Consider the following 14,613-nt stretch of genomic DNA (forward strand, 5'->3'; position numbering starts at 1 on the left):
AGGGAAGCCTCCATTTTACCATAATAATGTATCAACCATTAACTTATTTTAAACAAATTCTATTTATTCCACACATTAGAATTCAACAAGAATCATTTTTTTGGTGTCGCTAAAATGCTCCGTACCAACGGTATAATAAAGAATTCCGGTAGCACCAAGTGATGCAGATTGAAGCATTACGGCATTATAGCCTTTTTGTCCATTGCTATGGATTACCTTCAAAACCTTTCCTGTGACGTCCTGAACCGTAATGGTAACCAATTCATCCTCAGGGAGGTTAAACCCTATCCTTGTTTCGGTATCGAACGGATTGGGCGTATTTTGGTATACTTGAAACGATGCGTTCTGTTCGGACTTGTTGAAATCCAGGGAAACATCCAGTAAATCATTTTCCGAATTGTAGGCCTCGGCCCTCGTTATCCTTGATCCAATACTGACCAGGTCACTAAGGTCTGCTTCCGTTTTCGCGGTAAAGTTAACCGTAAATAACGGAGTATCCTTGGTCACGGCTTGATTACCAGGCAGGTTCCAGCTGGTGGTGATCATGCCTTCACCTACGTAGGTCAATCCAAAATTTTCCTGCGCAGCCACCCCATACTCAATGCCCTCAAAATCCAGGGCCATACGATCAAAATTCAACGTGAACTGGTATCCCTGCATCCTGGCCAGATCTTCGGCGGTAAAAGTTACACTGTATTGATTACCGGGCGTAACCGTTACATCCTCTGCATGAAGGGCAAATACACCCCTCACATTCCGTTCTTCGACGCTTGTTACGTTTGGTATCGCACTACTGTTCACATCCCCTATCTTGGCTCCGATGAAATTTTCAGCCAACATATCCACCAACAGAATGCTGATATTCCTGAATTCAGGAAATTCTTCAACCCATGGGTTAGCTGGATCAGGGAAAACGTAATCCGCATCCACAAACCTCCAGCTCGTATTGTTTGGATACTCAGTATTAATCCCCAGGATCAATTTGCGAATTTGTATCATATCTGCAGTAGTAATCAATCCAGATGAGTTAGCGTCAGCAGCAATCATTTTATAAGGACTGTCGAGCAGTTCTGTGCCCAAAATGTGCCTGGTTATGAGTACGAGGTCATAGGTTGTTACACCGTTTAAAGGATTCGTATTCAAATGCGGAGTTACGGTATAATTAAATCCGGTTTCCAGTACATCAAAAATATAACTTCCGTTAGAGATCGTATATTCCTGCTGGGATGCGTTACCGCTGAGCATTACCTCGACATCCTCTATTCCTTCGGATTCCTCCGTTTGGATCACCCCGGAGATCATGGATAACCCTGGAGGTACGCAATCCTCATGCGCCTGCACAAGAACGTATGTCTCACAGTAATCATAATTAGGCCCACCCAATGTGCCGTCCGGTTGTAGTGCATAGGGATTGTAGGCGCTGTCCCAGGCGTAAATCAAAATGACCACTTCCGAATCATCGTTACAATCCAAAACCAGACCTGTACTTCCCGGAGCCGGAATATCTGATCCGTCAGCTACATTCTCGGCTTTGTGGATAGAGTATTGAACCGGTTCTGAACAATCCACGACATCACTGGCAATAAAATCGCTTGCCCAAATAGCCATGGCACAACAACCGTCGGGCTGTGGCATAAGGGTTACGGTAAGGCCATTAATACAAACGGGAGTCGGAGCTTTACAATCGACTACCTCAAAAGGAATTTCCAGCCAGGTAATATTGTGGCATCCGTCTTCGATGTGCACTCCAAAAGTGTGTGCCCCTAAAGGATAATTACCGCCGATCTCGTAGGTAATGGTATGGGCCACTTCATCCCTTGAGATTTCCGTGATCGCCGCACTTCCGTCCTGGACACCATCCGAATAAGCATCAATAAATCCTTCAACAGTTACCACATCAAGATCACACAATTCTTCCACAGTGAAAGAGATTACAACATCGCCGTTGCAATCTGCAGTTTCGCTACAGAAAACATCGTAATCACTGACTTCAGCCGTAGGTGCCACAAAGTCGTAAACTTTGATCACCTGGGTGTACTGCCAGTGCCCAACGCTAGTGAGTTCCTCATTGATCGTACTGTTTGCCCAGTGACCGTTTGGTTTTGGCAAATTCGTACAGCGGCTCGTTCCAATAAATGGATTGGTATTGGTTTCAACATAGTCTCTGTCTACATATGAGGTAAAGACTGGATTGTCTCCGTTCCACTCTGTACGCACCAACACCCAAACATCTTCATCTCCTGGGTTGTTGTCACAGTCTTCATCTCTTCCAATGACAATCGGATCTGACTCACCATCCCATTCGCACCAGTTGATCACCTTATAGGTCCGTAGAATCTTATAACATTCGTCACTGGTGGCTTCATAGGTAACATCTGTAACGTTGACCGTAATCAAATCGCATCCTATTGTATTATAAGCTATAGAATCAGGATTCGGCACCCCACATTCTTCTGATGCATCTTTTGGAAATTTGATTGCATAATTATGAACTTCATAAACGGTAATGACCTGCTGGCATACATTGTTGGAGATATTCCCCCAATCATCCGTTGCCCGGAATGTACGCACCACAGTACCCCATCCACAATCATTAAGGTTGTTATTGATGGAAGTCTGTACAGCCGTTGCATTACAGTTATCTTCAGCCCAGGCTTCGCCAAATACTTCGTTTAATTGATCTACATCAGTCCAGTCGATATGAAGCAGTTCTTCATCATCACAGTGACGTGATTCATCATGAGGAGCGTGGCAATACGGAATGATCTTATCTTCGATCAGTACTTCCAGCCAACAGATATTGCTATTGCCCGAAGCATCCCATACCTGCAATTCGATGGTAACATAATTGTTTACATCGTCACAATCAAAATCAACATATGGTCCCCAAACTCCGCCGTTACGACGAACTTCAATGGTCACGGCACTACAATTATCATGACTTCCTTCATCTACATCTTCAGCATATACACGGGCAAAACCTTCCCCACCAATCGATATATTCAGTTGGTCGTCGCAAATCGCTACCGGGGCAATATTATCTACCACAGCAAATTCACATTGGTAAGTTGAAGTATTGCCGCAGGCATCCGTTGCTGTATATAGGAAGAAATGATTTCCGAAAGTACTCATAGGAACGCCTGTTGCATATGGACCGGATTGTGAAGAGGCAAATGGTCCATAAGTACTCAATGTCTGTTCGACAATCTCCGTACCTATCACCTGTCCCCATTGATCCAATACATCTTGTTCTTCATGGATCACCACATCAACGGTCCATACATAATCGTTACAATTATCCGTCACAATAGGAGCTGGGATAGGAAATACTGCATTACAGTCAAAGGGCCCTGTTGAGTAAACAGGCATATCCAATTCACCATCCCAATTCGTATCCTGCAAATTACAGGTAATGACCGGTGGTTGAGTATCTCCTACCTTAATAACCTGGGTAAAATTGGTTACCGGAACCGGATTACACCAGTCCACGATAGTCCATACTCTGATTATCTTATAACTATTAGCACAAAGACCTATTGGAGGACTATCTTCAAAAGCAGCCCCAATGTTACAATAAGTATCGTCAAGATCATAAGTTCCGTATGCAGTGGTTACCGCAGGGAAACCGGTCTCACTTGGGTGTGGGTAGCCATCTGCTGTCAGTGCCACCTCATCGCTGCATTCCAGTTCTACTACTGCCAGAGGCATGGCCACATCTCCCATATTAGGTTTGCGCACGCGAATTTGCTGGGTACAGCTTGCTGTCATCGGCGCACCGGTACAATCAGAATTGTAACGGTCCGCTACCTGGAAGTGTCTGGTGATCACATCGTAACCACAATCGCTTTCGGTTACCTGATCCCATACAGAGACCCGAATCTGACCGCAGTTATCGCCCACTTGGGGAACACCTGTCTGACTCAGTATCCAGCTCAGAGTTGAACTCATTGATCCTTCAACAGTTGTACCGTCCGCATAAGCTGTGTAGTACTGTGTTCCATTGATCAAGATACTTTCAATATCCGTACAGATGAACTCTTCTCCGCTGGTCAGTGAAACATCGGTTGGTGCCGGGCATTCGATGGTCGGAGCAGTTTTATCTTCTGCTGTAACTTCACCCCAACATACGGTAAAGTTTCCTGTCACACCTTCAGCCAGAGCAATGGTATAACTGAATATACCACAGCCGTCGATGATTGGGCCGTTATCCGGATTACCATCAATTACTGTGACCACAAAGTCGTCTTCAGTGAGACAGCCCCATGTACCGTTAAGTACGGTAGAAGCCAGCAGTTCTGCACTGCAATCTGTACCTAATGTTACATTGACAAAGGCTGTGCAAGCCAGGTTGTCTTCAGGAACTTCTTCCTGGGTGATGACTATATGGAAGGCCTCTGTTCTTGTATTGCCGGCATCATCTGTTGCTTCAAGCACTACTTCGTAATCACCTGCTGCCAGGTCAACGCAATACAGATTTCCAAATTCATCCGGTAATGTCGGAATGTCAACTCCTCCTATGCTTACATGACAATCGACCACGCCTGAGCAATTATCTGTTGCTGTAGCAGGGAAACATATCTGGGTAAGCGGTTCATCACAAGCGCCTAGTTCAATGTTGATATCCTGTGAAGGATAAACGATGATTGGTGCCCAGTTATCGGGCTGCTGAGTGACCGTAATAAGAGGATCAATAACAGTGGTTTGCCCATCAGCATCTGTATAAGAAGCCCCGAGATAAGCGCCGTCACTTTCTGCAGTCAGCGTAACTGTCCATGCAAAAAGTCCGCCACTAATGGTAGCGTCTGCCACCTCAAGGATAGCCCCGTCAAAAATTACCTCAACATTATCAGGATTAATCGCATCATCACAGTCATCACTAAACTGAACGGCAATAGTTGCTTCTATTGACTGCTCACAAACAGGTATTATAAAATTCAAATTACCAGGAAGTGTTACAACAGGAGCCTGATTTTGCTGCTGATTGACCACTAACTGTGGCTGAACAAGTTGCCCGTCATATTCAATATCCAATATATAAGACCCTGCCGCTACAACCCCGCAAATTTCAAAGAATCCTGTTTGGGTCTGGCTGTTGATATCAATATAAAAATCATTCAGGATATCTTCCGAGAGTCCGGATCCTCCTGAACCAAAAGTCAACAACGCCGGATTTACCGGAGCACAATCATCGTAAACCTGGAAAGCATAACACAATTGTGTTTCCGCTTCGCAGTAAGGGATGGTCAGGTTTTCATTTGCTGCCAAAATAACGGCAGGTTCATCCTCTACGGCCTGTACTACATTTATCTGAATATCAGCATATCCCGTATTGCCAAATGCATCCGTGAATTGGGCCGACCATATTGTTCCATCATCCGCAAGGGTTACTGTTACAATAAACTCGGCATACCCTGCTTCGTCATCATCAAAATTCTGGTAATTCAGCACCTCTGTGCCGTTAGCCACAAAATTTCCTGAACTAAAGATATTACCGGCAGCCTCGCAAAGGTCAGAAACATAAACCGTTACAATTACGTCCCTTGAGTCAGCACATTGTGGAATAGTGATATTGTTCGCCCCGACGATCACTACTTCTGGATCATTAAATTCTCTCACAAATCTTCTTATCCTCACACAAGGTGCATTCCCTGCATTGTCGGACAAACATACAGTGACCTCAGTCTGATCAGCATCCCAATTGACATCAATCCGATAAAAACCAAATCCATCTTCAGTCACAATTATTTGAGTGCCCGGATTTGAGTCTTCAAGGAAAAGACTGGCAGCGGAGGCTGAAACAGCATTCACATTGGTAATATTTCCATCACAATTATCCACCCCATATACAAACCATTGTTCCTGGTAATTACAGGATCCTTCCGGAAGGTTGTAATCCGCTAAATCAACATCGTCACTTTCAGGAGTGGACGGATCATTATCTGCAATAATATTGCCCAATATATCGGTTACGTAGAAAACAGGGTCTTCAACATCCACGCCTTCTTCCACTGTTACATTTATAGTAACCGGATCATTTACAGGCAGACAAATGGAAGTTTCCGTTATCTGAACCGTATAAACACCGGGGCCCGCCTCATTGAAGACATAAGTTCCTGCTCCGACTCCTGCATAACCAGCAGGATTGGTAGCAAAAGGCCCGGCAATAACTATTACATCATAGGTTCCTGTACAGGTCGGGCTATCTCCAATGGTAACAGAGAAAGAACCGTCTGGCACAAACCCTGGGCTGGTTGACGGACAGGAAGCCGGCACATCTGCCCAGTTGACAGTATATGGATCATCGAAAGTTTGGAATGGTCCGAATAAGGCATCGCTGCAATCCCATGGGTTTGGCGTTAAGAATCCATCACATGTTTCAAATATCGCCCATTCATAAACCGTTCCCGGCTGCAAGCCGTCAACATGTATGGAAACAACCCCCGTTGCTGCGTTCACGTTAATCTGACCGGCAGGAACCAAGGGATTATTGGAGGTAGGAATATCGTTAATAAAACAGATGGTCGCTGCGATAAACTCTTCATTTTCATCACAATCAAAACCTTCATTGCCAATGTAAAAATTCCAGCAATGATCATTTACAGGTGTGTTTACCGAAGTCCATGTAAAAGTGGCCGACGTACCCATAATATTGGAAACCAATCCATTAACCGGAGGATCACATGCTTCCGGGATGGCAAAAATTATGGAAATATAAACCGTCGCGAGATCACAAGCCTGCGGCATTGCATCATTACAAATTTCATAAACAAACTGATCATTTCCTATAAAGTCAGGGCCTGGGGTATAAACAAATGTCCCATCCGGGTTGAGTGAAAGCATTCCGTTTGTTACCCCTGATACCAACGTTACTTGTTGGCCATTCCCTCCAAAGTCGTAATCATTTTCAGTTACGTCTCCTGAAATTTGCTGATTTTGTTCTGTAATCCAGGCATCGTCATTTGCAATAGTATTATTTGGGCTGGTTTCGGATAGCACATCAATGGTAACTAATACATCATGGCACATTTGAGGTGTCCCATCGTCACAAACTTTATATTTAAAATTATCAGTACCTACGAAACCGGGGTTAGGCGTATAGGTAAATGTTCCGTCAGGGTTAAATATTACCATACCATTCACTGGATTAATAACCAGACTAGTCGCAATCGTTAAAACACCTCCTTCCGGATCACTATCATTAATTAACAAATTACCCATCACGGGAGTGTTTAATCCCGTTTGAATATGGTCAGAAATTCCAACCGGTGGATTATTGTTTGGGTCATTTGTTCCAAATACAGATATGACCACTATCGCCTGGTCGCACATTGGGATAGGAGCATTATTACAAATTTGATACTCAAAAATATCCTCTCCTGTAAATCCAGGGTCTGGAGTATAAGTATAAGTGCCATTACTATTTAAAGTGAGCACGCCATTTGTAGGCCCAAATAAAGCCATTGTATTAACCGTTAGATCATACCCATCCGGATCTTCATCATTTGTCAAAACATTTCCCATTACGGAAGTACCCTCAGCTGTTTGGTTTACATCGTTTTTAGCGATTGGGTTATTCAAAATAACCACCAAAAAACTTTCTTCATCGCTACAATTTGGCACGGAGCCCGTCTCGTCATAAATCCAAACAGTCATCGTACTGGTGATCGGCCCTGCTATTGGCTGTCCGCCATTGGCCTGGCTGTCATCATAATAGGCTTCATTACCCGTAAGGTTAGAACCTGCGATGACAGGAAGCACATAACTTCCACTTACATTTTGGGTTCCCGGGTTGGTAATATTGGGACTTGTATTGATGGTTACGGCAAAACTGGTTTCATCACTGCAATTTGGCATGGTGCCAGTCTCATCATAAATCCAGACGGTCATCGTATTGGTGATCGGCCCTGCTATCGGCTGTCCGCCGTTGGCCTGGCTGTCATCGTAATAAGCTTCGTTGCCTGTAAGGTTTGTTCCAGTGATTGTTGGAAGAGCGTAACTTTCACAGGCTACTACATTCTGTACGGCATCTAATTGCGGATTAGGAATGCCAATCACTACAACATCGGCACTGACTGCCGGACATTCTCCCGTGGCAGCATGTGTATAAGTATAGGTCCCCGCGCCCGCTAAGGCTGGGCTCCACGTACCGCCTGCATCTGGCATCCCTGTCAGCGAAGCAACGAGTTCTGCTTCGGTAAACGTTGCACCTTCACAAATTGTCAGCGTTCCGTTGCCTCCTGCATCAAGGGTTGGTTGTTCCGTGACAACCACTTCTGCGCTGACCGCCGGGCATTCTCCAACGGCAGCATGTGTATAAGTATACGTATCGGCTCCGCCAAGTGCCGGACTCCAGGTTCCGCCTGCATCGGGTGTGCCCGTTAACGAAGCAAAAAGTTCTGCTTCTGTTACAGTCTCTCCTTCGCAGATCGTCAAAGTGCCGTTACCCCCAGCATCAAGCGCTGGTTGTTCCGTTACGACCACTTCTGCACTGACCGCCGGGCATTCTCCAACGGCAGCATGCGTATAGGTATAAGTCCCAGCGCCGCCAAGCGCAGGGCTCCAGGTTCCACCTGCATCGGGTGTACCTGTTAAGGAAGCAAAAAGTTCTGCTTCGGTAACCGTCTCTCCTTCGCAGATGGTTAAAGTACCGTTGCCGCCGGCATCAAGCGCTGGTTGTTCCGATACGACCACTTCTGCACTGACTTCTAAACAGTTCCCTGCTGCAGGATGAGTATAAGTATACGTGCCGGCCCCACCAAGCGCAGGGCTCCAGGTTCCACCTGCATCGGGTGTACCCGTTAAGGAAGCAAAAAGTTCTGCAGTGGTGACTATTTCCCCCTCGCAAATCGTTAAGGTACCATTGCCTCCGGCATCAAGGGCTGGCTGTTCTGTAACCACCACTTCTGCGCTGACCGCAGGGCATTCCCCAACGGCAGCATGCGTATAGGTATAGGTTCCCGCACCAGCCAATGCGGGACTCCAGGTTCCGCCTGCATCAGGTGTACCCGTTAAAGCTAAGAATAAGGCAGCTTCTGTTACAGTCTCTCCTTCGCAGATGGCCAAAGTGCCGTTGCCTCCAGCATCAAGCGCTGGTTGTTCTGTAACTACTACTTCTGCACTGACCGCCGGGCATTCTCCAACGGCAGTATGTGTATAAGTATACGTATCGGCTCCGCCAAGTGCCGGACTCCAGGTTCCGCCTGCATCTGGTGTGCCCGTTAACGAAGCAAAAAGTTCTGCTTCTGTTACAGTCTCTCCTTCGCAGATCGTCAAAGTGCCGTTACCCCCAGCATCAAGCCCTGGTTGTTCCGTTACGACCACTTCTGCACTGACTTCTAAACAGTTCCCTGCTGCAGGATGAGTATAAGTATACGTGCCGGCCCCACCAAGCGCAGGACTCCAGGTTCCACCTGCATCGGGTGTACCTGTTAAAGAAGCAAAAAGTTCTGCAGTGGTGACTGTCTCCCCTTCACAAATCGTCAAGGTACCGTTTCCGCCGGCATCAAGGGCTGGCTGTTCTGTAACCACCACTTCTGCGCTGACCGCAGGGCATTCTCCAACGGCGGCATGCGTATAGGTATATGTTCCCGCACCAGCTAAGGCCGGACTCCAGGTTCCACCTGCATCCGGTGTTCCCGTTAAAGCTAAGAATAAGGCGGTTTCTGTTACAATCTCGCCATCGCAGATCGTCAGCATACCATTTCCACCTGCATTAAGCGCAGGCTGTTCTGTGACCACTACATCGGCACTAACGGCGGGGCATACTCCTGTGGAAGCGTGAGTATAAGTATATGTTCCCGCACCAGCTAAGGCCGGGCTCCAGGTTCCGCCTGCATCGGGTGTTCCCGTTAAAGAAGCAAAAAGTTCTGCTTCTGTTACGGTCTCTCCTTCGCAGATCGTTAAAGTACCGTTTCCTCCTGCATCAAGCGCTGATTGTTCCGTTACAACCACATCGGCACTGACCGCCGGGCATTCTCCAACGGCGGCATGTGTATAGGTATAAGTCCCAGCGCCGCCAAGCGCAGGGCTCCAGGTTCCACCTGCATCGGGTGTACCTGTTAAGGAAGCAAAAAGTTCTGCTTCGGTAACCGTCTCTCCTTCGCAGATGGTTAAAGTACCGTTGCCGCCGGCATCAAGCGCTGGTTGTTCCGATACGACCACTTCTGCACTGACTTCTAAACAGTTCCCTGCTGCAGGATGAGTATAAGTATACGTGCCGGCCCCACCAAGCGCAGGGCTCCAGGTTCCACCTGCATCGGGTGTACCCGTTAAGGAAGCAAAAAGTTCTGCAGTGGTGACTATTTCCCCCTCGCAAATCGTTAAGGTACCATTTCCTCCGGCATCAAGGGCTGGCTGTTCTGTAACCACCACTTCTGCGCTGACCGCAGGGCATTCTCCAACGGCAGCATGCGTATAGGTATAGGTTCCCGCACCAGCTAATGCGGGACTCCAGGTTCCGCCTGCATCAGGTGTACCCGTTAAAGCTAAGAATAAGGCAGCTTCTGTTACAGTCTCTCCTTCGCAAATCGTCAGTGTGCCATTACCTCCTGCATCAAGTGCAGGCTGGGCTGTGACCACCACATCGGCACTGACTGCCGGGCATTCTCCAACGGCGGCATGCGTATAGGTATAAGTCCCAGCTCCGCCAAGCGCAGGGCTCCAGGTTCCGCCTGCATCCGGTGTGCCCGTTAAGGAAGCAAAAAGTTCTGCTTCTGTTACAGTCTCTCCTTCGCAGATGGTTAAAGTGCCGTTGCCGCCTGCATCAAGCGCTGGTTGTTCCGATACGACCACTTCTGCACTGACTTCTAAACAGTTCCCTGCTGCAGGATGAGTATAAGTATACGTGCCGGCCCCAACAAGCGCAGGGCTCCAGGTTCCACCTGCATCGGGTGTACCCGTTAAAGCTAAGAATAAGGCAGCTTCTGTTACAGTCTCTCCTTCGCAAATCGTCAGTGTGCCATTACCTCCTGCATCAAGTGCAGGCTGGGCTGTGACCACCACATCGGCACTGACTGCCGGGCATTCTCCAACGGCGGCATGCGTATAGGTATAAGTCCCAGCTCCGCCAAGCGCAGGGCTCCAGGTTCCGCCTGCATCCGGTGTGCCCGTTAAGGAAGCAAAAAGTTCTGCTTCTGTTACAGTCTCTCCTTCGCAGATGGTTAAAGTGCCGTTGCCGCCTGCATCAAGCGCTGGTTGTTCCGATACGACCACTTCTGCACTGACTTCTAAACAGTTCCCTGCTGCAGGATGAGTATAAGTATACGTGCCGGCCCCAACAAGCGCAGGGCTCCAGGTTCCACCTGCATCGGGTGTACCCGTTAAAGCTAAGAATAAGGCAGCTTCTGTTACAGTCTCTCCTTCGCAAATCGTCAGTGTGCCATTACCTCCTGCATCAAGGGCAGGCTGGGCTGTGACCACCACATCGGCACTGACTGCCGGGCATTCTCCAACAGCGGCATGCGTATAGGTATATGTATCAGCTCCGCCAAGTGCAGGGCTCCACGTTCCGCCTGCATCTGGTGTGCCCGTTAAGGAAGCAAAAAGTTCTGCAGTGGTGACTATTTCTCCTTCGCAGATGGTTAAAGTGCCGTTACCCCCTGCATCAAGCGCTGGTTGTTCCGTTACGACCACTTCTGCACTGACCGCAGGGCATTCTCCAACGGCAGCATGTGTATAAGTATAAGTCCCGGCCCCACCAAGCGCAGGGCTCCAGGTTCCACCTGCATCTGGTGTGCCCGTTAAGGAAGCAAAAAGTTCTGCAGTGGTGACTATTTCTCCTTCGCAGATGGTTAAAGTGCCGTTACCCCCTGCATCAAGCGCTGGTTGTTCCGTTACGACCACTTCTGCACTGACCGCAGGGCATTCTCCAACGGCAGCATGTGTATAAGTATAAGTCCCAGGGCCGCCAAGCGCAGGGCTCCAGGTTCCGCCTGCATCTGGTGTGCCCGTTAAAGAAGCAAAAAGTTCTGCTTCTGTTACAGTCTCTCCTTCGCAGATGGTTAAGGTGCCGTTGCCTCCGGCATCAAGCGCTGGTTGGACTGTAATCGTTACCTGATCCATTGCTTCACAACCATTAATATCCATACCTGTTACAGTATAGGTCGTTGTGCCGAGAGGTACAAAAGCAACTCCGTCCGTCACCCCATTATCCCAGGTATAACTTAATGCACCAGAACCTGACAGAGTAACACTCGAACCTTCACATACCGTTTGGGGCACACCCGCATCAACGGTCAAATTACAAATATTAACTATGGCTCCATCCCCGTCATCTTCATCGTCAAGGTCATCTTCAACATTCATATCCCCATCTGTATCCACACCATTATTGACAAAGGAATCTCCATCCTGGCCATTAGCGGCGATAACTTCTGCAAGGTTGGTGTAAATACCCGAACCATTAACAGTCGCCGAAATGGTTAAGGTAACCGTTTCATTTACACCAATGGTTCCAATAGTCCATTCTCCAGTTCCGGAAACATAAGACCCACTAGCAGTAAAATCTCCGGTATAGGCAAAACCAGAGGGCAGAAGATCAGATACCACCACGCCTGTGGCAGGATCCGGTCCTATGTTCTCAACTTGAATGGTAAAGGTAACTGGATCACCAGGGTCTGCCCAGGAAGGTGATACTGATTTATCCAAAGCTAAGTCATAACACCTTGTGGAGATACAGGAAGTTTCAACTGGAGCACCAAAAGGTGCCATCGTTGCACCAAAATCATAAGCCCAATTAAACTGAATTACATTTTCAATAGAAGGAATTGCATTATTTGAATCATTTGGATCCACAAGATTGACAATAAGACCATCATCAACATAACCTAAATCTGCTGGATCCGCCTCCAAATCCAATACTATGCTTGGACAAAAATTATCATCTGGAGTTGGTGCTACCACGTCAAAACAAACTTCGACTAATTTAGCCCAACCACTTGTCGGAAGATCAATGGCGTTAATAGTATTATTTACTTGAATTATACCATGCAACCAGGTTGTGGATCCTGCAAAATTAAAGGCATTAATCATAATTGGAGACTCCACTGGAGGGCTCGGAATAATTGGCCCATATCCAGTAGCATAATTTTGAAAACCAGTGAAATCCAACAGGCTTTCATCGTAATAAAAACTTACGTTTATGTCGAATAATTTCTGGCCAATCGTATTTGATTGCAACTCAATATCAACACAATACTGATTATTATCACAATCATATTTTGGATTTGAAAGTTGGGTTGTAATAACTGGATTTGAGCAAAGGGTAGAGATACAATTGGTTTCTACAGGATTACCGTAGGGAGGACTTCCTAAACCGCTATCATAAGCCCAGTTATACTGATTCACATTTTCGATTGAAGGAATCGCGTTATTAGAATTATTGGGATCTACAAGATTGACAATAAGCCCATCATCAATATATCCAAGATCCGCAGGATCCTCCTCTAAATCCCAAACTACACTTGGACAAAAATTGGAACTATTAGGAGCAATTACATCAAAACATACTTCCACAAATTTCGCAAAACCATTTGTTGGCAAAGCCAAAGCCATATTTGGATCATTCACTTGAATAATACCATGCAACCAGGTTGTGGCCCCACCAAAATTAAAGGCATTAATCATAATTGGGGACTCCACTGGAGGGCTTGGAATAATTGGCCCATATCCAGCTGCATAATTTTGAAAACCAGTAAAATCTAACTGACTTTCATCATAATAAAAACTTACGTTCATATCGAATAATTCCTGCCCAGCTGTGTTTGATTGTAATTCAATATCCAAACAATATTGATCGGTATCACAATCATATTGAGGGTTGGCAAATTGAACAGTAACAACAGGGTCTCCTGGAGGCATTCCACAAACAGTAGAAATACAGGAAGTCTCAATGGGATTTCCATAAGGGGTGCCAGTAATTCCATCATAATCCCAATTTAGATGTTCCACACTCTCTACTGCTTCCGATCCAACTAAATTATAATACAAAACACCTCCACCCAGAAATCCTCCATCCATCGGATCTTCCTGTAGATCCCAAATTACACTAGGGCAAAAATTAGGATCCTCTAAGGGGGCTTCAACATCAAAACAAACTTCAAAAAGCATGGTCCAATCAGTAGTTGAAATTTGAATTGCAGGTGCTCCAAAATCTACAAGATCTACTGCAGCCACAACTCTTTCCGCAGGGCCTGGCACATTAAAGAAAAGAGAACCAGCCCCGGGATAAGTATCAATTATTGGAGGTATGGGTGCTATTTGCTGATATCCGCCCTGAAAATTCCCCAGATGAGAATATTCCAAAACATCATCGTCATACCAAAAGCGAACGTTCATCCCTGACAATTGCTGGCCAGCCGTATTTGAATGAAACTCAACATCCAAGCAATATTTAGCTGTATTGCAATCATAATTAGGATTAGCAAATCGAACTGTGACAATGGGTTGCGCAAGCCCTTGAATTGAAAGGAACAAAAGCAACAACAAAAACAAGAAAGGCCGGGCTAAAAAGCTTTTACTTTCAAGCCAATTACTTTTCAATTTAGTAGGTAGAGAATTTTTCATATGGATTACAATCTGTTATTACATTGATAAAACCAGAAACTTCTAAAACGA

The 14,613-nt window shown here is 46.4% G+C and carries 1 protein-coding gene; it reads right to left on the reverse strand.

What is annotated here, in order from left to right:
• Positions 1–75: 75 nt before the first annotated feature.
• Complete coding sequence (locus H6571_18785; protein ID MCB9325791.1) at positions 76–14,334, reverse strand: tandem-95 repeat protein; 14,259 nt, start codon at positions 14,332–14,334, stop codon at positions 76–78.
• Positions 14,335–14,613 lie beyond the last annotated feature (279 nt).

Source organism: Lewinellaceae bacterium, from assembly GCA_020636105.1.
Lineage (GTDB): Bacteria > Bacteroidota > Bacteroidia > Chitinophagales > Saprospiraceae > BCD1.